We start from the raw sequence: 20,820 nt of genomic DNA on the forward strand, positions 1-20,820 counted from the left end.
CCGACAAACCGGCCGTCGTCCAAGCCCGCGCACACTATGATGCGTTAACAGATGCGCAAAAAGCCTTTGTAGGCGATATCGCCAAGTTGACGGAGGCCGAACAAACGATTGCCGAACTAGAAGCCCAAGCAGCGTTGGATGAAGCGGCGGCAGCTCCGGTTCGAACAGAAATCGCAGCATTGCCGGCGAAAGCGGATATCAAGCTGACCGATGAACCGGCTGTAACGTCAGCCCGCGCCCATTACGATGGTTTAACAGATAGCCAAAAGAAGCAGGTGGGCGATATCGGCAAACTGACGGACGCCGAGGACATGATCAGAGATTTGAAAATCGTGGCCATGGCCAAAGGGAATTTGCAGGTCGTTTACAACGGCGTTGCGGAAAAGATCGAGCTGCCAAACGCCCAAGACGGCGCGACGATTACTTGGATCCTGAAAAACAAGGATCAATCAACGATCGTGGATATAACGACCGGCAGCGTGCAGCGTGAAGGATTGAAAGAAAACACGGACGTCGTCCTTGTCGCGAACATGGCCGCAGGAGCTGCTTTCGATACGAAAGAGATTAGTATTCGCGTGAAAGCTATTAAGGCCGAACCAGAGGTGATCACGAGCAAAACCATCGCCGATTTTGACTTTTCCACCATCTATGCAACGCAAGCCCGAGGGGAGAGCTTCCAGGTCCAAACGACTGACTTCCAAAGCGCGCCCAAGCATTTCACGATCAGCGACGGGAAGATAACGATCCCTATTGATTTGACATGGAATATTCCCTTAGGTGAGTTTACTGCAGGGCAAGTCGTTGGCTCGGCCGTCGACAGTGCTATTCAGGATTACTGCAATGCGAATGGAATCGACCTGGGGAAGCGAACCTTGGGTGCCGTCGGATTCGGGGATACGTTCTCGATCTTTGCATTCAGCACCGGCTCGGAGTCTTCCGTTACGTTAGGCGGTCCTGACTGGAATTATTTCTTTCCACAGAGCCAATATAACGGAAGCGATATCGACCATAGCAAGAATCGTACGTTTAACGTGAGTGATGGGGAGCATACGACCGTCGTAACGTTAGATTGGCAGTATACCGGCATGGAGTCTTTGGTTGAGGCTATTAATGGCCAACTGCAAGGTGCATCCGTTTCCGCCGCGGCGGAAACGGTAAACGCCAATCAGTTTAGGCTGGTTGCCAACTCGACGGGCATTCAGCTAACCGTTTCCGGCGTGGATAAAAATCAGTTTTTCGAGGAATAAGCATGCAAAGCCCGAATCTACCGGCAGGTGATTCGGGCTTTTTTCAGTACGCCCATGCCAATCAGACTAAGTAAAAGGCCCGCAAGAGATGGAAATCGCTTGATAAAAGCCATTCCACTCGGTGTCGGTGCCTAGTAAATGCCATCTTGGAGTCTGGGAGCCGTATTGATGCGCGTCCAGCCTAACCGTCATGCGGATTCTGGCCTATGTTGGCGTTAAAGTAATCGATCAGCCAATTCGTCAATTGCTGCTGGGAGCCGCTAATAAATCGATCCGCATAGTACATCAGCTCGAGATAACGCACCGGCGTCGGTCCAGTAATCGGGATCGATGCAATTTCGGGCCGCTCCGGATTTTGTCTGAGCAATCCAGCCGGTTGAATCGTCGCGCCTACCCCGGCTGATACTAGTTGCAGCAGCGAAGTGGCTGAACTGGCCTCCATCACCGTCGTTAATTCGAAGCCCTCTTGTCTGCATACATCGTCAACCAGATCGCGGCCGAGATACCCTTTTGGATACATCACTAAGGCATGCTCCTTCAGTTCCTCCAGCGTGATCTCCTTCCTGTCAGCGAGCTCGCTTGCCGAATTCACGAATAGATGATAGGGTTCGCATCCAAGCGGAATTTGGGTCAGCCTTTTATCCACCGGCCCGCGCAATCCAATGCCGAGATCTACTTTATGATTAAGCACTTCGTCCTGGACGAAGATCGTTGAGAAGGCCTGCAGCTGGATGTCAGGATAGGTGGATTTGAACTGGACAAACAGCGGAACGAGCTGAAAATCCAGGTCAGAAGGCAGCACGGCCAGCCGAACGGTGCCTTGTTTGCCGGACTGGAGCTCTTTGATGGCATTTTTGGCATCCCGTTCCGCCTGCAGCATTTTCGTTCCATACTCCCGCAGTAGCCTACCGGCTTCCGTGGCAACCACCTTCTTGCCGATGCGGTCGAAGAGCGGCATGCCGAACTCCGCCTCAAGGATGCGAATCTGCTGGCTTAGTGTGGGCTGGGAGATGCCTAGCTCATCGGCGGCTTTTGTAAAATGAAGATGCTCATATACGGCCATAAAGTACTGTATATTTCGGGTGTCCATGCAAGGTCTCCTGATTTTAATAGTATTTTACTATCATAATAATATAAATTATAGGATTGAACAATGAAAGGTGGTTCCATATACTGAATGTACATAAAGCAGATGGGTGGAGGAAATCGATGAGAAAGTTCTATTTATTATTAGCTATATTTATCGCGGCATTGAACCTGAGGCCAATTCTTACGTCTGTTGCCCCTTTGCTCGGTACCATGCAGAGCGATTTGGGAATGAGCGGGCTGACCGCAAGTCTGCTTACGACGCTGCCTGTATTATGTATGGGGATTTTTGCTCCTGCAGCGACGGCGCTGAGTGATCGGTTGGGGCTGGAACGCACGATTGTCATCGCCTTGCTGCTCATTACAGGAGGCACTGCTTTGCGAGGAATCGTCGGCTCCGTCACGATCTTGGTGGTTACTGCGCTGGTAGGCGGGATCGGGATCAGTTTGGCAGGGCCTTTGTTGTCCGGTTTTATTAAAAAATATTTCCCGACGAAGCCCGGCATTGTCAGCATCTATTCCGCATCAATGACTGTGGGGGCAGCATTAGCATCCGCCTTCTCCATTCCGATATACGACCGGAGCCATCACAGCTTAACGTTGACCTTGTCATGCTGGGCTATTTTGGGTGTTATTGCCCTCTTGATCTGGTCGGTGTTTCTCCGGAACAGGGCTGAGCAGAAAAGATTGGTTCGTTCCAGGCTGCCCATCCGTAATAAAAGAGCGATATTGTTAACGTTATTTTTCGGTTTTATGGCAAGCATGTTCTATTCCATTACCGCATGGATTTCACCGATTGCCCACAGCTTCGGGTACAGTCCGTCGAGCTCGGCGGTGTTCCTTACCGTGTTTACGATTATCCAAGTTCCTGTCTCCTTAATCGTTCCGGGTCTGGTTTCCCGCTTTGGCAAAAGAAGATTGTTTCTGGTTTTGTGCAGCGTGTTTGAGCTGATCGGCATTGTGATGTTATTGTTCCACCTGCCGATGCTGCCGGCTATCATCTGTTTGGGAATCGGGGCAGGCGGATTATTCCCGCTGGCGCTGATGCTGCCGATTGTCGAGACGAACACTTCGGAGGAAGCGGGGGCGTGGGCCGCGATGTCTCAGTGTGGAGGTTACATTATCGGCGCATTCGGTCCACTGTTGGTGGGTACGATCCATGATTACAGTGGAAGCTTTCACGCTGCGCTTCTCGCGATGCTCGTAATCATCGTGGCAATGATCGGGGTGCAGCTGCTGATCGCAGGCAAAAAGGCTGAGGAGGGGGCAGGTTCTTAAAGGCTATTAGGGAGATTGACTAGAGATGATAGAACCGGCCTCGAGAATCTCATGGTACTAACTTCAAACAAAACAGCCCTATCACTATATGAATCCGTAGGCTTTTACACGGAGTTGGAAGAGGTAAGGATTAGGCAAAAAAGAGGGCTTGCTAGCCCTCTTTTTAAGAATTTAGCTGCTGTTATTCCCCTGACTTAAAATCCTCCCTCAAGAGCCCCATCACGATGGTATCGACGTACTGTCCATCAATATAGGAATGCTCGCGCAGCCTTCCCTCAATAACGAAGCCGCACTTCTCGTAGGCACGGATAGCCCTTGCATTGCCGCCCCATGTTTCGAGTTGAACACGCCGTAGGTTCATCGTCTGGAACACATACCGGATCAGCGCTTTCAGGGCATCCGATCCCCAGCCTTGCCCCCAGAAGTCCTTGTTTCCAATACCGATGCCGACGGTGCAGCGGCGGGAGACGATGTTCACGTCTCGGTACTCAATGAATCCGATATGCTCGGGTTGTTCGCCGCGCGTATAAATGGAGAATCGTCCTTTTTCCCGCTTATCCAGTTCCAGGATTTCCTTTCTGTATGCATCCTCCAAATATTCCAGTGGAACATGGCTGAACAAGAACAGGGCCGAACCCGCTTCCAGCTTGGCTGTTTCCTCATCATTTCTCCAGGCGTATGCCCGTCTGTAATCATCCAGAGAGACGGGGCGCAGTTCGACCTTTTCACCAGTAATCAATGGGATCTACCTCCATAACCGTTTTTGATCGTCGCCATCTTGATGAATTGATTATTACAGAAAGGAGAGCGAGGGACAAATGCTCTTGAATGGCTGTACGGATGAATTGCCTGTTTACTCTTAACATTAATAATGGAAATTGGTAGGATAAGGGATGGGGATTGGATAAGATAGAAACTTATAGAAGGAGCGATGACAAAACATGAAGAAGATCATCCCAAGCATCATTTTTGCATTCATTCTTGCGATCGCATCGTCGCCTGCTTATGCAGCGAACCATCCCATCCAAATTGACGGCGTCGCTGTGGCGTCCGATGTGAAGCCGGAGACGAAAAACAAGCGTACGATGGTGCCTTTGCGCGTGGTCAGTGAGAATTTGGGGGCCAAGGTCGATTGGTCGAATTCGAAAGTGACGCTTACCAAAAGCAGCATGAAAGTGACGCTGCAAACGAACAGCACGGCGGCCATGAAAAATGGTGAAGCGGTGCAGCTGGATGTCAAGCCGTACATCAAGAACAATCGCGTGATGGTTCCGCTCCGTTTTATCGCCGAAACGTTCGGCTGTAAAGTGAATTACAGCAATTCGAAGGTTACCGTCGAAACGGCGCCACTCGTCATTCACAACGTGAAAGTAAAAGCGCTGCAGTATGAATACCACATGACGATGGGCGGCGTCGTACAGCAGGTTAAAGGAAATGCTTATAACGCAGCCATTTATGATGCTATTGTGCGAAACAAAGGCGCCAAAGTCGATGCCCCAGCCAGTTACTCGTGGATGGCGAACATTGATGTACCCGGGTCGTATCAAAAAAATGCGCAGTATGATTTTCTGGATGAGAAAGGGAGCAGCGTGCAGCGGTTTGATGTCTATTCTCTCGTTAACGCCTTTTCCCGACGAGCTGTTGACGGGCTACCCGGAAGTTCTCTTGTATGATGCTACCGAGGATCAATGGTACCTGTTCAGCGGAGCGGCAAGAGACTCCATTCAATCGTAGCCGGAAGCGATCAGTGGTATCTCTTCCGGTCGGCAACGCGAAGCCGGCTGACCTATCCCCGGATTCTTCGGCGTCGGATATCGAGGCCGCAACGAATACGAGCTTAACCGGGATCACCAAGTACCGGCTGGTCAACCGGGCCAGCGACCGTGCTGTTGAATACGTGTCGGGTCAAGCGTCCATCCAGGGGATCAAGTTCGATGCCTCCAATGCTCAGGTGCTGACGATTACGCCGACGGCTGCAGGATTGGCTGCACCGACTGGGCTGACCGCCAAGGCAGCGGGCCAGTCCCAAATCGACGTCACCTGGAACGATGCTAATGGGGCAGCAAGCTATGATCTGTTCGTGGATGGCGCGCTGATCAGCGGAGTAAGCAGCCCATACAAGCATACGGGGCTTGATGCGAGCTCGACGCATACGTATCAAGTAAGAGCCCGCAGCAGCTCGGGATCGAGCCTGTGGAGCCTGCCGGTCCAAGCCACGACGACGTCGGGGGTCATTTCGGAAGGCAAGACGGCAACAGCAAGCTCATTCCAAACAGGGAACAATATCGAGTACGCGAATGATGGTAAAGCCGGTACGCGCTGGGCGGCCGTCACGAATTCCTACCCGCAGTGGTGGAAAGTCGACCTTGGCGACATCATGCATATCACGAAACTTGAGAGCTACTGGTACAACAGTGCAACCTACCCGAGATACTACCAGTACAAAATTGAAGGCAGCAATGACGATGTCACGTACACGACCCTCCTGGACAGAACGGACAATAAAACGCAGGGCTTGACGACGGATACCCTCGATGCGGCGTTCCGCTATCTCCGCGTAACGGTGACGGGATCCAACTACAGCGGAGGAAGTGCTTCCAGCTACGAATTCAAGGTGTATGGAGAACCCGTTCATGAAGATTCGGTCCCTGCGCCTCCGGCTAACCTGACGGCTAAGGCGGCAGGTGACAGCGCGATTGATTTGAACTGGAACGCGGTAGAGCAGGCGGAAGGGTACAGCGTCTACCGGTCCGATAAGGCCGACGGCGAATTTGTCAAACTTAACGACGAGGTACTGTCTAGTACGACGCATACCGACACCGGCCTGTCGGCTTCGACGGAATATTTCTACATCGTCAAAGCGGTCAACGCAGCCGGGGAATCCGCTCCATCAGATGTGGTGTCTGTGAAGACGGATCAGCCGCACGTAACCGGCATCAACGTAACACCGGAACAAGTAGAGTTAAAGGAAGGCGAAACTGCGCAGCTCACTGCGGTCGTTACACCGGTGGATGCGGGAGATACGACGATCAAGTGGACATCGAGCGACACCGGCATAGCGGAAGTGAGCGACACCGGTAAGGTTACGGCCAAAAGTCCGGGGACTGCGGTAATCACGGCTGCAGCCGCCGGCGGCGAATATACCGCGACCGCCCGCATTACTGTACTGGATACGGCTTCGCCGACCATCGTGCTGGATGAACCGGGGAAATTGACGGGCAATCACTACAATGTGGAAAAGGGAACGCTGCGTGTTACGGGTAAAATCAGCGAGCCTGGCATTGTTCTCGTGAATGGAGTACAGGCCGACGTGAAGGATGACCTGACGTTCAGCGCGGATATCGACCTTCAGCCGGGCATGAACAGGATCGAAGTCACGGCATCGGATCGGGCGGGCAATACGGCCGAGCCTGTCGGTTATAACGTAGTGCCCTCTAAGTAATGATGTGAGGCAGCCGCTTTCGGTCAGCTGCTTCGCATCTCCCTACGCTAAAACTGCATACGAAGTATGATGTTCGTCTCAAAAAATAAAAATCCTGAACCTTGCAGGTTCAGGATTTTTATTCGTGGGACAAGTTGAGCGTTATTTCTTACCCTCCGCTTAGCTTATGAAATGTCAAAATGAATGCCTGTCAGTGCTTCGCCAACGCTCCAAAGACGTTCAGCGGCTTTCGCATCAACGGCGCTTGGATGCACGCCGGCAATGCCGATCTGATCCTCATCAATGAGCGGAGAGACGTCAACGTTTTCACAGTATACGCCTCCCATACCGTCCAGCTGACGGCTGGCTGCACACCATACGATGGTGGCCGCCCCTTCCTGCACGGTCTTCCGCTCACTGTCGTATTCGGTATATTGCCGTTGCCCCTGCCCGTTAATCGCGCCCATGGTCATCAGTTCGTCATCCGACAGATGCCGGGCTAACGAGGTGACAATCGAACCCGGGTGCACCGAAAATGCCCGGACGCCATGGGCCTGTGCTCTCCGGTCCAGTTCCACCGCGAACAGGGCATCCGCCGTTTTGGACTGCCCATAGGCAGACCATTTGTCATAGCTGCGCTCCTTGTAGTGGATGTCTTCGAACACTACCGGACTGAACTGGTGAGCACGGGAAGATACCACGACCACGCGCGCACCACCGGCCAGCCGGAGTGCCGGCCACAGCCGCGCTGTAAGCTGGAAAGGGCCCAAATAGTTCGTGGAAAAGTGAAGCTCGTTGCCCCGGCTGTCATACTGCTGGGGTACGGCCATAATTCCGGCGCTGTGGATCAGCATATGAATCGGCCGTCCGGAACGGATCAACCGCTCCGCAAACGAATCGATGGACTGCGGATCGGTTAAATCCAGCAGCTCCGCCTCTGCGCCTGGGATGGAGGCAATGGCCGCTTGAGCAGCTGAAAGGGATCGGGCCGGGACAATGACCTTGGCCCCCGCTTTCGCGAGCACTCTTGCCGTTTCCAGACCCAGTCCGGAATGTCCGCCGGTAATGACTGCCGTTTGTCCGGTCAAATCGGCTTGTCCGAGTGCTTCCATGGCTGTAGTGCGGGGTCCAAATCCGGACCCGATCGGTGTTTGGGGAGTTTTCTGCATGTTCAAAGTGATCTTCCTTTCGTTCAACCGTCTTTAATTTCCTGAAAATGATCCAGCTTATACTTGACGAGCATGAGCGTTTCGTTCAATGCGGCCATCTGGGCTTCAATGCGGATCCGGTGCTCGTCAAGCAGCCGATAACACAGCTCCTCATCCTGGTCGTCATACGCCCGAATGTACTCCTGAATGTTTTTAAGCGGCATCTCGGTATTTTTGAGATGCAGTAGAAAATGAATTTTGCCGATGTCTTCCTGGCTATATAAACGGGACCCACCCGGTCCGCGTTCGGGGGACGGAATCAGTCCAATCTTTTCATAATACCGAAGGGTATCGGGAGTCAAACTGGTTTTTTCAGCTATTTCGGAAATGGAATATTGTCGCGACATGCCTTCTCCTTTCATCTCCTTTGTCGTCCGGACAGCTATAGGATAGCCCTTGGAGTGAACTCCAAGTCAAGCGTCTGTAACTTCCTTTATTTGGATTAACCGAATGTTTGGATTGGCGCGTAAATGACATAAAAATAAAGAAAAGCAGTCCGCCGGTAATGGCGGACTGCTTTTTGGTGTTTGGAGGCGTTTGAATGTCAGCTTTCCTGCGCTTTCTCCTAATCGAGCTATGGTTTTTGTTTTAGAACGGTAATCTAAGTCGTAGAGCGGCCGGGGTCAGACACGAGTTCCCGATGGACCAATCCCCACTGGGCCATGGCATCCAAAACAGGAATAAACGTCCTGCCGTATTCGCTTAGCGAGTACTCGACTTTCGGCGGAACTTCCGGATAGACGGTTCTAATAATGAGGTTATCTTGCTCCAGTTCCCGAAGCTGTTCCGTTAACATTTTACGGGTAATTTGTGAAATCGAACGCTGGAGTTCGTTAAAGCGCTTGGTCCCACCAACCAAACGCCATAGGATCACAGCCTTCCACTTTCCTCCAACCACGGACAATGTTGCCTCTACCGGGCAACCGCCCATATCCATCACATCCAATCCGTCCCATGAAGTTACCAAATGGGTACTATGTCACGCAAAAGTGCGTACTTACAAGGTTATTCTCCATTCAGTATACTTCATTTTGACCGGAATGGTAGCTGTCTTACCGAAAGACGCTGCTCGTGAATGGTTGTTTATTTCGGGTATAAGAAGACTCGTATCCATTATATTTGATCCCTAAGGAGGAACCGTCATGCCGCTTGACCATCAAGTTCAAGTTGTGTTGGAAAATATGAAGAAACAAGGGGTCCCGCCTCTTCACACGCTATCCGTGGAGAGTGCCAGAACCGTCAACTTAAGCTCCATGGCCGCCCAGCCGGAAGAAGTATGGAATGTCGACAATCGAAAGATCCCGGGTCCGGCCGGTCTCATACCGGTTCGGGTATATCGTCCTCAAAGCAAATACCCGCTCCCTGTTCTCATCTATTATCATGGAGGCGGCTGGGTCGTCGGGAACCTGGATGCAGCAGATGTGTTATGCCGGCAGTTGGCCAATGGGGCAAACGTTATCGTGGTCTCGGTAGATTACCGTTTGGCACCGGAGCATCGGTTTCCCGCTGCCATCGAAGACGCCTATGCGGCTGCTGCCTGGGTTGCGGAGAATGCCGTTTCGCTAGAAGCGGATCCCAACCGGATTGCGGTCGGCGGCGACAGCGCGGGCGGAAATTTGGCCGCTGCCGTAACCTTGATGGCAAGGGACCAAGGGTTGTCCTTCATCAAGTTTCAGCTGTTGTTCAATCCGGCGACCCACTACGCGTTCGATACGGACTCTTACCGTGACAACGCCGAAGGGTACGGCCTGACTACGGACACGATGCGGTGGTTCTGGGGCCAATACCTGGCGGAGGAGCAGGACGGAAGGAACCCCTACGCTTCGCCGTTATTGGCTGCCGATTTCAGCAGCCTTCCGCCCGCTCTCGTAATCACGGCCGAATTTGATCCGCTGCGCGATGACGGGGAGGCTTATGCAGCGAAATTACAAGCCGCCGGCATTCCCGTGGAAGCGAAGCGCTATGACGGCATGGTCCACGGCTTCATGCTTCAGACCGGTGGTTATGACCAAGGAAGACAAGCGGTGCAGCATGCCGTAAGTGCACTGCGGAAGGCTTTGCATGGACAGGAGAGAGGCGGAGAGACAGCAATATAAAGTGTGCGAGAATAAAGCCGAACCGGTAAATGGATATTCAGTTGATCCGTAAAACTTCAATATATCAGCATTGGGGCATCCTTAAGGGATGCCTTAAACTTTTTACTGCATCATGCCTGGCGTATACAGAGGCCCAAATGTTCGGTGACAAGCCATCCAAACTTTATTCCGAATTATGGCTTGACATGACACCAAATGGTGTCTTATTATGAACTCATAAGACACCAGTTGGTGTCCTATCATCGACCAGAATAGGGATGATGGGAATGGATGAACAACATGAAGCGAGGGATGTATATGCCGCGGTTGCCGATCCGACGCGGCGCAAATTGCTTAGATTGCTGGCCGAGGCGGATGAATTGCCTTTACACGAATTAACGATGCATTTCGAGATGGGGCGGACAGCCAATTCCAAACATCTGGCGATCCTCACAGCCGCCGATCTGGTCAGGCACCGCAAGGCCGGGCGGGAAACAAGGTATCGATTGAACGCAGAGCCTCTGAGAGAAATTGAAGATTGGGTCACTTTTCACACGGCTTTTTGGAACCAAGGATCGGCTAAGCTGAGTCAATTGTTGAAGGAGGAAGAGGAATGAAACCGGAAGTGAAGCTGGATTTTCAATTCGATAGTCCGATTGAGAAAGTATGGCTTGCATTGACTGATTCCAGCATGCTTGCGAAATGGGTGATGGATAACGACTTTAAGCCGGTTGTCGGCCATCACTTTCAATTTCGGGCCAAACCGTCGAAAGTATGGGATGGAATCGTCGATTCAGAAGTGCTGGTCGTGGAAGAACCTCACCGCCTATCCTACACCTGGGTAACCGCGGGAGTAAGTACAGTCGTTACATGGACGCTCCATTCATCCAATGGTGCAACCCACCTTCATCTTGAGCATACCGGATTTGAAAGCGAGAGCTTGTCGTATAACGGAGCCAGACTCGGTTGGGTCAAGATGGCCGATCAGCTTGAAGTGGTATTGGCTGAGCTGTAATCCAAACGATGTTGTGATCGAATAGGAGGAGATCGAAATGGCCATTTTTACTATCGTTCTTCAATCTTTGCTGATTGCTTACTACCTCTTTTCGGGTACCGCCAAAATGATAGGGGCTAAGTACTGGGCAGACATGTTCGAACACCTTCACCTGCCGCAATGGTTCCTTAAGGTAACGGGCCTGGTCCAACTGGCAGGTGCTGCCGTGCTGATCGCCGGCTACTGGTATACCGGACTGGTCGCATGGGCGGGAGTGTGGCTTGGCGTTACGATGCTGGTGGCAAGCCTGGTGCATATCCTCACGAAAGATCCGATTGGCAAAACGGCGCCGGCTTTGTTCTTTGCCGTACTGAATATTGCCCTGATTCTTGCGAATGCCGGCCAAATGCTCCAGCCTTTTGCATAATCAAACCAGCTGCATCCAGAATAAAAAGCTCCACATGTTCGCGGTGAACACGTGGAGCCTTTTTGCGATACAAACCCATCCAATACAGACTCCAACCTCCCGATCGCAAAACTTCAGTTGAATAGGCCCATTTCGGAGGCAAGTACTATATTTATAAATGGTGACATACAGCTGTCACCTCTTATTCAATATACTACATTTATCCCAAGAAGGAGGTTTTACTATATGTCAGCCGTAGTCTATTTAAACTTTGATGGAGTTGCTGAACAGGCGATTGATTTTTATGCGAAAGCTTTAAACGCAACTGAAGTAAAAAAAGTGAAATTTAAGGATTTCCCGCAGGATCCAAACGATCCGTTGCCGGAAAATGAACTAAACATGGTCATGGAGTCTTCTATAGCATTTGCAGGCGGAAAAATCATGATGTCGGATATTTTGCCTTCAATGAAGAATGTAATGGGCGAGTTGGTTAAAGGCAACAATATGCTGATTAGTATCGTTAATGAGGATCAACAGACGTTGGAAAATTACTTTTCTAATTTGTCCGAGGGCGGTTATGTCATCATGCCGTTATCCAATACGCCGTGGTCTTCGTGCTTCGGAATGCTGGTCGATAAGTTCGGAGTTTGCTGGAAATTTAATAGCGACGCAGATCAGTTTCTTGATAACGTAATCTCCAAGAAACAGTAACTCATGCTGAGAGAAGTAGATCGCTTAATTCCGGTCATATCGAGAGAAGCATTAAGGGCTTGGCTGCAGGAAAATAGCAAGACTGAAAAATCTTGTTGGGTCTTGGTTCGTATGACGCCCCAATCGGATACGCTCTTATATTTGGACGCGGTCGAGGAGGCTTTGTGCTTTGGATGGATCGATGGAGTCAAGAAGAAAATATCTGAGACGGAGCTGGCTCAGAGACTGTCCCCTCGAAGCAAAAAAAGCTCATGGACTGAATTGAATGCAAAAAAAGACTCATGGACTGAATTGAATAAAGAGCGTGTCCGCCGCCTCGAAAGGTTGGGCTTGATGACAGACGAAGGGAGAAAGGTCCTTCCTGATATGAATTACGATTCTTTTCGAATCGATCCGGTTATAGAGCAAAGGTTACAAGAGGACAAGCAAGTGTATGAGAATTTCATGGCTTTTCCAGATCTTTATACTAGAGTCCGGATCGACACGATCCAAAGCTATAAGAATCAGCCCGAATTATTTCAGAGCAGATTGGACAAATTCATAACAAATACGCGTGAAAACAAAATGTACGGTCAATGGAACGATAATGGCCGTCTACTAGATTATTAGGTCATCCAATCTGGATGCTCCAGACTGTCGACAAAGTGTCGGCAGTTTTTTCTATCGAGAATTTGGTCAATTCTGCCGTTTACTTTGATACTGAATGGTTTCCGCCGTCAATCCTTTGATTCCGTGCAGTCCCGATCAGCATCGGAATGGAGATCAGAAGACTGAATACAACCGGAACAATAGAGGTCTCAAGTCCAAAGTTGCCCCCTGTGAGAAGTGCGGCACCGTGCACCTTTACAGTAAATAGACCGGTAGCAGGGTGTCCAGAGACAGGAATGCCAAGCAGGCCTTCAATGGCATTCCAAGCAAAATGCAGTCCTATGGCAAACCACAAGTTCCGCCGCCACAAGAAGGCGGATCCAAGGAGAACACCTGCTTCGAGGGCTATGGCGAACCCACTCCATAATGTCGCCCCTGGATTTCCAAGATGGGCAACTCCAAAGAATAGAGAAGTTACTGCGAGTGCGAGCGGTTTTCCCCCCAATTTATCAATGGCTTGAAGCATAAGTCCGCGAAAGATAAGTTCCTCGACAATGGCTCCTGCTAACGCTGATTCAATGGAGGCTATTAGAACGGAACTCGTATCCGCAGAACTTGCCCACTGAAAGGAGTAACCTCCCAGAGCAATAATCATAAAAGCGGACCCTGCGATAAAGATGGTCCCGGTTAGCATGCCTAGGACACTTTCGATCCCTGCGCGCTTTCTTGATATCTCTGGTGTGGGCCGCCCGGCCAGGTATGTCAGCGTGAGCTTATAAACCAAGAGGGCCAGAAATCCCATCACCAGTGTGAAAATAAGAGAGACGATCCCCTCTCCTTGCTCTGTCAGTTGCTGGAATATCATATTTATGAGAACAATACCAATAGCCCCCGCAATCATCCAGACGATTGGAAAACGCCAAAATGACACTTTGTTCTTCATGTCTTACATCGCCACCTCTGTTGTTTGATGCTATGAGTATAGGCTGAAAAAGTCATAAAGAGACAGTGCCGTTTGGTCATCATTTAACGATCCATCATTCCCGAATCCCGGGCTTTCCGGGCGGCCTCCCGGCGTCCTTTCACATTAAGCTTTGAATAAATCGTTGAGATATAATTTTTGACCGTCCCTTCGCTAAGAAACAATGCCTCGGCAATTTCTTGATTACGCAGGCCGGCAGCCAGCTTATGCAGCACTTCGATTTCACGGGCAGTGAGCCCGAATTCATTATGTTTCGCAGGGGTGGTACTGTTCATGTTCTTGATCATTTTACTCGCCATTTCCTGCGAAATTAAAGTCCCTCCCGCCTGAACCACCCGTATACCTGCAGCCAGATCTTTTGGATGAATGGCTTTGAGCAGATAACCTTCCGCTCCGTGGCTTAACGCCGCTAACACATATTCTACTTCTTTATAGGAGGTCAGCATGATGATTTTGGTTGCAGGCATTCGCTCTTTAATCAGGGCCGTTGCGGCGACGCCGTCCATGACCGGCATGTTGACATCCATCAGCACCATATCCGGCATCAACTGCTCACAGCCCTTAATGGCTTCTTCCCCATTCCTGGCTAAACCGACGATTTCCAGATCCGGTTCCATGGACAGCACGATATGTAAGCTCTCGAGAATTAACTCTTGGTCATCAGCAAGCAGCACTTTAATCTTCTCCATGCGGCATGACTCCTTTCAGCGGGATTTCGCATCTGACTTCGGTGATCACAGGAGTACCCTCCCCAGATGCTATCTGTAAGCTGCCTCCCAACCGCTCAACCCGATGTTTCATCGTGGTCAAGCCGAAGCCATAATCCAGCTTGTCGATCGGCGTGCCGTTATTTCGAACGGACAATTGCAGATGGCTCTCAGAAAAAGTAAGCTCCAAATGCAGTTGGGTTGCCTTTCCGTGTTTTAGTGCATTCGTAAAGGATTCCTGGATGACCCGAAGAGTCGCTTGCCGTACTTCAAAGCGTATGGACCGCTCTGTCCCCGGCAGACTCAAGGTCAGGGCCGTACCCGTGTGCTCCTGGAAACGGGCTGCAAGGGATTCAACCTGCCGGATCAGACTGGATTCCTCTTCTTCGCCCATTTCGTGCACGACGTTTCTCATCTCCTCCAGATTGTTCTCAGCCAATGCTCTTAAGCGAATTAACCGGTCTTTGGCCTCGGCAGGCTTGCTATCCATCAGGGCAATAGAAGCATCGAGGCTGAGGATGAGTGAGATAAAGGAATGCCCCAGTGTATCATGAAGCTCCTTCGACATGCGGTTGCGTTCTTCAAGCAAAGTCATTTTCTCGACCTCGGCCGAGTAGTGAGTTAAGAGCTTATTTTGATGCTCCACTTCGGCTGCCAGTTTATTCTTCTGATCATATGCACTGGCTACGGAGCTTGCCCACATGCCGATGAAGCAGAACAGCAGATTATCTGTTCCGATACCCAGGGTTTGCTCCCAAGATAATTTTAGGGAGGACTGAAAGGAGAAAGGAATGAAAACAAGTAAGGGAATGATCCAAAGGGTTTGTTTGGTTAATAAGTACCCGATAGTAAGACTCGGCAGCAAATAGTCCGCTTTTGAAGTCAGGTCCGGATGAATGACAGAATTCACATAATAAGAACCGCCAAGCAATAGCTCCAATATGCAAAACCAGACTTTGTTCATCCGGCGCCCGGGAAACCAGAACAGCAAAGGGGCGACAAGGGCCATGCTCAGCCAGATCACGTTTAGTAACGTCCGGTTCGAAAACTCGCTTACTGCCAGAACCCGGGACAACAGCAAAATATAATGGTATAAACGAAGAGCGAATATACCCCAATCCATGAAAGATAATATTTTTTTCATAGCATCATCATACAGGAAATCTAAAAAAACTTGCATGAAAATTACAAGGAAGTTGACCAAAAACAGCAATAGAACCATGTTCTGCCGAACTTCTATATAGCAAAAGGAGCAGTAGAGAAACTGCTCCTAAGATTGATTTCATTATGATATCAAATGAGGTTGTGATAAATTTCCGTCTCCAGCTTGGACTCATCCTCGTTCCAGTGGCCATAAACCTCTATCAGGGGAAGCTCTTTGTGTTCTCCTGAGGCTTGGAGAAGCGCATCAATACGCCGGTACGTTGCATCCAATTCGCTGTAAGGCCCGATGTGCTTGCCGTAGGCGTATTTTTCGAGCACGACGTCCTTCTTCTTCAAGACGGAATTGTCCTCAGGCGGGGTCACCAGCTCGATTCCCGCAAACACCATATTTCCCTGCTCATAGACGACGTGATTGATCCCCCTGTGAGCGAGTTCTTTGCTGCGTACTTCATGCCAGACCTGGTCTAACAATTCGAAAATCGTCTCACTGTACGGCTTGCCCGGATCATGAGCTTTGGAACATCCGAACAAGGTAAACGCCTTTCTTTCCGTATTGATCACAGGCTCCACCATTGGCTCCATCATCGGCCTCCTTTTTCCGCTATTCGCGGAATCATGTTCGATCGATGACTACTTCGGTTCGGCCGGTCACAATTCCTACTGCAAATTTACGACATTTTAAGACTGATAGGTTAGGATGACCGCGCCGGCGCTTGTCGTTTGGACGCTGGCCAAATCGAGCGTAAACGGACGGCCTCCCCCCAGGAAGAGACGCTCTCCGGAGCCGAGCACGACCGGGTGAACCCAAATCCGGTATTCGTCAACGAGATGATGCTCCATTAAGGTCTGGGTCAAACGCCGGCTTCCGACGACAAGCAAGTCTCCGGCTAATTGCTTTTTCAGCTTGGCGACTTCATCAGCGACATCTCCGTGAATTAAAGATGCATTCCAGGCTGCATGCGTCAGAGTGGAGGAAGCAACGTACTTCGGCATGGCGTTCATCCGATCCGCCAGCCCGCGCATACCGGCCGCTGACGGCCAAGCCGCCGCGAATCCCTCGTACGTTTTTCTCCCCAGCAGGAGTGCCTCAGCCTCGTTCGCCTGCTGAACGATGTAAGTGAGATGGTCCTCGCAAACATAAGGCTTCTGCCAACCGCCATGCTCGAATTCACCCGGGTCGCCCGGGGCCTGCATGACGCCGTCCAAAGTCACAAACTGCTGTACGATCACTTTTCCCATATTCTATGTTCCTCGCATTCGTATTGTATTTGACCGGATCTACCGGCTTATACAATAGCGACGAACAGGATGATCCATCATCGACATGCCGGGCAAAAAGAAAATCCAGCACAATCGAAACGCCATTCTACCAGTCCACAGCAATGCGGGTGATATCCTCCTGAGCAAGATCGGAGCCGAGCAGGACTTCCACCAGCTCCAGAGGAGTAATGGCCTTGATGCCATGCTTGGCGCCGGCCGGAATCTTCAGCACGTCGCCGGCGTTCAGGCGGTACTGCTGCTCCTCCAAGATCACTTCCGCGCTGCCCGTCACCACGGTCAACAATTCTTGCCGGCGGTGATGAACGTGATAGCTAGTAGACTTGCCGGCGGCAAGTCGCACCTGCTTGATCATCGTCTCCACGCCGGATGTATCTTTCCCGTAACTCAGGACCCGGCAGGAGCCCCACCGTTTCTCTTCGTACATCGGGATTTGAGGCGCCAGGGCAAGCCGTTCCTTGATCCGATGCGCATGCTCCTTGCTTGCGATCAGGATGCCGTCGGTGCTGGCCGCGGCAATGATCCCAGAGACACCAATCATTTCAATGGGGTAGGGGAGCTCGTTGATGAGATGGGTATCCGCGGAATCATCCGATATGTGCCCGAGTCCGATCGCTCGATCCTTCATATGGCCGGTAAGCGCCATCCAGCTGCCCAGATCGGTCCAGTGCCCCACGTACTCCATGGCAACGACAGGGACAGTCGTTTCGACGACTTCCCGATCGAAGCTGGCTTCGGGGAGTTGTTCGTAATTTGTCAGCCATTCCGCGATCCGGACAGGGTGGCCCTTGTCCTTCAAATAGGTCAACATGAACCTCAAGGGAAAGGCGAAGACGCCGCAGTTCCACATCGCCTGATGCGCCATGAGGCGGCGGGCCGTGCGTATATTTGGCTTTTCGATAAACCGCCGGACGAAAGCATACTCTCCGTCCGCCTTGGGCAGAGCCGGGACGATATAGCCGAACTGATCCGAAGGCTGCATCGGCTTTGTGCCGAGGAGAGCAAGATCCGCCCTGGAGCGTCCCAGGACGTCGGGAAACCGGTGCAGCAGCCGGAAGAATGCGGTGTCGACGTACGTGTCCGCCGGAAGGATGCAAATGGTTTCGTCCGGATCGGCCTGCAGCTTTTCATGAAGATAACTGGCGGCCAATGCGACGGCCGTGAACGTGCCTCTTTTAAAAGGCTCGCTGATAATCGGGATATTGTTGCCGACATAGCGGCGCGTAATCTCTGCTTGACTGTGATGAGTGACGATACAGGTGGATTGGAGCAGCCCCGCCTCGTCCAGTTGTCTGCAGATCCGTTCGATCATCGACTCCTTGACCCCGTCTTCAGTGGTCAGCAGCCTTAAGAATACCTTGGAGCGTATATCGTTGGATAAAGGCCACAGCCTTTTTCCCGATCCCCCGCACAACAGTACAATACGCATGTTTCTCATCCTCCTTCCTTCGAAAACCATCACCCTTCATCTTTATCTCTTGGAACGCATCGTCTCTTCAATCGCCTGCTTCATGAGCTTTCCGGCCTGGTCCCACGACAGCTGGAGCATATCTTTTCGGCCCTGGCTTCCTTTCTGTCTACAAAGCCGGGGATTTTCGTACGCTTGCCTCATCAGCCTTTTGAGGCTGCTTAAATCCGGCTCGGCCCATCGCTGCCCCTTCTGCGCAAACAAGTTGCTGAACCTTCTGGAAATGGCGCGGTTCATGCTGCTCGCCGGGCTCTTAAGGCGATAGGGGACCAGGAAGGAGTTGCGGGGCGTCAGGAAATCCATCTGCCCGCCCCAGCCGGTGGCGATGACCGGTATGCCGCTTGCCAGCGCTTCTAAATAAGGCAGCCCGACACCCTCGCCGCGTGTAGGGAGGACGAAGGCATCGCCGAGCGCATACAGGCCTTTAAGCTGGCTTTCACTCATATGGCGGCCGATGATGACGACAGGGGCCGTATCCTTCTGAATGCCCAGCCTCTTTTTGTACCGCATGACCTGCTGCTTAATCCACGCCTCCGTCTCATTGGCCGCATATCCGTTCGTTTTGATGACCAGGATGACGTTATCTTTGGAAGAGAACTCTTCCCAATACGCCCGCAGCAGTCCCTCCGGATTTTTGCGGTGCTGAAAGCCGAAGACGGATACGAACGTAAACTTCCCGGCGGCTGCGGGCAACGATAGCCTCGGATGGTTCGGATGAAACTCCCGGGCGTCCACCCCATGGGGAACGACGAAAATCGGGACGGTGACGCCGCAGTTCCTGAGAACCCGCCGATTATGCCGGGACGGCACACACACGGCATCGAATTTGTTCATATGGGGCAGCCAGCTTCTGGGGAGCCTGCTGGTTTCCCAAACCGTGTTCAACAGGATGAAGTCATACGTACTGCGCTCTTTTTTCCACTGCATGCGGCTGGGAAGATGGTGGTATATGAGAACCTTTTTGACTTCGGCGTTTGGCTTGCGGTGGTCTTGCGGGCTTAACCGGACGGCGACCCCTTGCCGCTTCAAGGATTTGGCATAGGCTCTGCTGGCACGGCCAAGACCGCTGGCTTTGTGGACGGGGCCTTTCCAGACAACGACATAGGGCTTCATTTCGGTCTCACCTTGGAAGATTTCGAATACCCTTTTCGTTCATGAAAAGAAACAGACCGGTATTTTTGCTGCAGGGACGACATCTTGGAAGGCGAGATTTGGGAAAAGCTCGTATGCAGGCTTTTGTTGTTGGCCTGTTTCAGCACCATCCTGCCGGGCTCCGACGAATACAGGAAGTTTCCGTACGTTTCAAACTCGGAAAAAGCAAACTGCTTCGATTTGTTCATGCTTCTCATAATGGCGGAGTACCAGTTCGTATGATGTTTGGCCTCGATCGCCTGCTTTAACTGTTTGACTTTGGCCTTCTCGAACAGCATGTAATGCGTGACGAAGGAGCGCTTGGAAGCGCGGCTTTTACCCATCAGCTTCTTGTACGTGTTGAAATATTCAGGTTGGCTCCAGTTCCGGCAGTAAAACACGGTCTTGTCGCCCGTCTTGAACGTATGGGGGCGAATGAGCACGGTGTCGGCGTCGATCACCAAATAGTATTTGGATGAGCATACCTTATCGCCGCCCAACTTCAGCAGCTGCTGGTACAACCAGCCGGACCGGTCCCACGTCTTGGACTGGTAGTGTATGTCCTTTTTCGTAATGGGCAGAACCGTGTCTTCGTTCACGAATCGGCAGCCCTTTTTCGTACACAAATCCACAATCCGCTGCTTCCGGGGGGCCACGATGATAATTTCGTGGATCGGGTGCTGTACATATTTTCTGACGGCATCAATGACATAGGGGAGGGTTGCCAGATCCTTCTCAATCGCCGGAATAAACACATCAATGGGGGTTGTCATCTGCTCATCTCCAAATATCAAATGTATGAGTATCATATGCCGGAAGAGAGAAAGGGAATGGGCATAGAGAGATTGTAAAACGCACAATAATCAAGGGATTTGCCGCTTTGGAGCAAACGTTGGGGTTCGCAGACACGGCTATGAAAATGATTTTTATAGATCAAAAGCAGAGGATACGAGAAGACCGAAGGGCGCCTTGGGCATGCCGATCGCAGGAGAAGACAGAGGAAACTTGGACGCTTCAGAAAGGAATCGGCATCATGAAAAATGAAAGTTTTTTATCTTATAATAAATTAGTGATAA

At 51.3% G+C, this 20,820-nt stretch carries 24 protein-coding genes; 11 read left to right on the top strand and 13 right to left on the bottom strand.

Features of this window, described 5'->3' with window-relative positions; translation table 11 throughout:
• Positions 1–1,247: hypothetical protein (locus CPT76_RS20130; RefSeq protein WP_219845452.1), on the top strand; the 1,247-nt coding region annotated here is incomplete at its 5' end.
• A 181-nt stretch (positions 1,248–1,428) separates the two neighbouring features.
• Here CPT76_RS20130 and CPT76_RS20135 read toward each other — a convergent pair.
• Positions 1,429–2,337, bottom strand: a complete 909-nt coding sequence (locus CPT76_RS20135; RefSeq protein WP_105444221.1) for a LysR family transcriptional regulator — start codon at positions 2,335–2,337, stop codon at positions 1,429–1,431.
• A 119-nt stretch (positions 2,338–2,456) separates the two neighbouring features.
• On the opposite strand from CPT76_RS20135, the gene CPT76_RS20140 reads away from it, so the two are divergent.
• Positions 2,457–3,611 carry an MFS transporter gene (locus CPT76_RS20140; RefSeq protein WP_105444222.1) on the top strand — a complete coding sequence of 385 codons (1,155 nt, stop codon included), beginning with the start codon at positions 2,457–2,459 and terminating at the stop codon, positions 3,609–3,611.
• Positions 3,612–3,792: 181 nt separating this feature from the next.
• Here the strand turns inward: CPT76_RS20140 and CPT76_RS20150 are convergent, their stop codons facing one another.
• The gene (locus CPT76_RS20150; RefSeq protein ID WP_105444224.1) at positions 3,793–4,350 is read right to left on the bottom strand and encodes a GNAT family N-acetyltransferase; all 558 of its coding nucleotides are present in this window, start codon (positions 4,348–4,350) and stop codon (positions 3,793–3,795) included.
• A gap of 202 nt (positions 4,351–4,552) precedes the next feature.
• Here CPT76_RS20150 and CPT76_RS20155 point away from each other — a divergent pair, with 202 nt between their 5' ends.
• Together CPT76_RS20155 and CPT76_RS20160 are read left to right on the top strand one after the other, a co-directional pair.
• Positions 4,553–5,284, top strand: coding sequence for a stalk domain-containing protein (locus CPT76_RS20155; protein ID WP_308737644.1), 732 nt, complete (start codon positions 4,553–4,555; stop codon positions 5,282–5,284).
• Between the two features lie 74 nt (positions 5,285–5,358).
• Entirely contained in the window at positions 5,359–7,053 is a 1,695-nt protein-coding gene (locus CPT76_RS20160) for a discoidin domain-containing protein (RefSeq protein ID WP_181152957.1), read from the top strand.
• Positions 7,054–7,217: 164 nt separating this feature from the next.
• Here CPT76_RS20160 and CPT76_RS20165 read toward each other — a convergent pair whose 3' ends face one another.
• The 3 genes from CPT76_RS20165 to CPT76_RS20175 form a co-directional block, all read right to left on the bottom strand.
• On the bottom strand, positions 7,218–8,201 hold the full coding sequence (locus CPT76_RS20165) for an SDR family NAD(P)-dependent oxidoreductase (protein ID WP_105444302.1): 984 nt from the start codon (positions 8,199–8,201) through the stop codon (positions 7,218–7,220).
• A gap of 23 nt (positions 8,202–8,224) precedes the next feature.
• Complete coding sequence (locus tag CPT76_RS20170) at positions 8,225–8,587, bottom strand: MerR family transcriptional regulator (protein ID WP_105444303.1); 363 nt, start codon at positions 8,585–8,587, stop codon at positions 8,225–8,227.
• A gap of 254 nt (positions 8,588–8,841) precedes the next feature.
• Positions 8,842–9,177 (bottom strand): winged helix-turn-helix transcriptional regulator, encoded by a 336-nt coding sequence (locus tag CPT76_RS20175; RefSeq protein WP_105444226.1) that lies wholly within the window; start codon positions 9,175–9,177, stop codon positions 8,842–8,844.
• Between the two features lie 205 nt (positions 9,178–9,382).
• Between CPT76_RS20175 and CPT76_RS20180 the strand changes: the two genes are divergently transcribed.
• From CPT76_RS20180 to CPT76_RS20205, 6 genes are all read left to right on the top strand, one after another.
• The gene (locus CPT76_RS20180; RefSeq protein ID WP_105444227.1) at positions 9,383–10,336 is read left to right on the top strand and encodes an alpha/beta hydrolase; all 954 of its coding nucleotides are present in this window, start codon (positions 9,383–9,385) and stop codon (positions 10,334–10,336) included.
• A 266-nt stretch (positions 10,337–10,602) separates the two neighbouring features.
• A complete protein-coding gene (locus tag CPT76_RS20185) occupies positions 10,603–10,932 on the top strand; it encodes an ArsR/SmtB family transcription factor (RefSeq protein WP_105444228.1) in 330 nt (109 codons plus the stop codon).
• Positions 10,929–11,330 (top strand): SRPBCC family protein, encoded by a 402-nt coding sequence (locus tag CPT76_RS20190; RefSeq protein WP_105444229.1) that lies wholly within the window; start codon positions 10,929–10,931, stop codon positions 11,328–11,330. The genes CPT76_RS20185 and CPT76_RS20190 overlap by 4 nt, the downstream gene beginning before the upstream one ends.
• 37 nt (positions 11,331–11,367) lie before the next feature.
• Positions 11,368–11,736 carry a DoxX family protein gene (locus CPT76_RS20195; RefSeq protein ID WP_105444230.1) on the top strand — a complete coding sequence of 123 codons (369 nt, stop codon included), beginning with the start codon at positions 11,368–11,370 and terminating at the stop codon, positions 11,734–11,736.
• 225 nt (positions 11,737–11,961) lie between these two features.
• The gene (locus tag CPT76_RS20200; RefSeq protein ID WP_105444231.1) at positions 11,962–12,426 is read left to right on the top strand and encodes a VOC family protein; all 465 of its coding nucleotides are present in this window, start codon (positions 11,962–11,964) and stop codon (positions 12,424–12,426) included.
• A gap of 3 nt (positions 12,427–12,429) precedes the next feature.
• Positions 12,430–13,035, top strand: a complete 606-nt coding sequence (locus tag CPT76_RS20205) for a YdeI/OmpD-associated family protein (RefSeq protein ID WP_105444232.1) — start codon at positions 12,430–12,432, stop codon at positions 13,033–13,035.
• Positions 13,036–13,114: 79 nt separating this feature from the next.
• On the opposite strand, the gene CPT76_RS20210 is transcribed toward CPT76_RS20205, so the two are convergent.
• The 8 genes from CPT76_RS20210 to CPT76_RS20245 form a co-directional block, all read right to left on the bottom strand.
• Positions 13,115–13,957, bottom strand: a complete 843-nt coding sequence (locus CPT76_RS20210) for a CPBP family intramembrane glutamic endopeptidase (RefSeq protein WP_105444233.1) — start codon at positions 13,955–13,957, stop codon at positions 13,115–13,117.
• Between the two features lie 83 nt (positions 13,958–14,040).
• The gene (locus CPT76_RS20215) at positions 14,041–14,685 is read right to left on the bottom strand and encodes a response regulator (protein WP_105444234.1); all 645 of its coding nucleotides are present in this window, start codon (positions 14,683–14,685) and stop codon (positions 14,041–14,043) included.
• Entirely contained in the window at positions 14,672–15,925 is a 1,254-nt protein-coding gene (locus CPT76_RS20220; RefSeq protein WP_258168677.1) for a sensor histidine kinase, read from the bottom strand. Before CPT76_RS20220 ends, CPT76_RS20215 begins: the two co-directional genes overlap by 14 nt.
• Positions 15,926–15,996: 71 nt before the next feature.
• Positions 15,997–16,449, bottom strand: a complete 453-nt coding sequence (locus tag CPT76_RS20225) for a GyrI-like domain-containing protein (RefSeq protein ID WP_181152958.1) — start codon at positions 16,447–16,449, stop codon at positions 15,997–15,999.
• A gap of 96 nt (positions 16,450–16,545) precedes the next feature.
• A complete protein-coding gene (locus CPT76_RS20230; RefSeq protein WP_105444236.1) occupies positions 16,546–17,106 on the bottom strand; it encodes a dihydrofolate reductase family protein in 561 nt (186 codons plus the stop codon).
• 127 nt (positions 17,107–17,233) lie between these two features.
• The gene (locus tag CPT76_RS20235) at positions 17,234–18,574 is read right to left on the bottom strand and encodes a sugar phosphate nucleotidyltransferase (protein ID WP_181152959.1); all 1,341 of its coding nucleotides are present in this window, start codon (positions 18,572–18,574) and stop codon (positions 17,234–17,236) included.
• Positions 18,575–18,616: 42 nt separating this feature from the next.
• Positions 18,617–19,726, bottom strand: coding sequence for a glycosyltransferase family 4 protein (locus CPT76_RS20240; RefSeq protein WP_105444238.1), 1,110 nt, complete (start codon positions 19,724–19,726; stop codon positions 18,617–18,619).
• A complete protein-coding gene (locus CPT76_RS20245) occupies positions 19,723–20,517 on the bottom strand; it encodes a DUF6492 family protein (RefSeq protein ID WP_105444239.1) in 795 nt (264 codons plus the stop codon). The genes CPT76_RS20240 and CPT76_RS20245 overlap by 4 nt, the downstream gene beginning before the upstream one ends.
• 107 nt (positions 20,518–20,624) lie before the next feature.
• Here CPT76_RS20245 and CPT76_RS38445 point away from each other — a divergent pair.
• Positions 20,625–20,820 (top strand): hypothetical protein (locus CPT76_RS38445; protein ID WP_219845453.1); only part of this gene is annotated, 196 nt, incomplete at its 3' end.

Source organism: Paenibacillus sp. AR247, from assembly GCF_002968895.1.
In the GTDB taxonomy this organism is placed as follows: Bacteria; Bacillota; Bacilli; order Paenibacillales; family Paenibacillaceae; genus Paenibacillus_AQ; species Paenibacillus_AQ favisporus.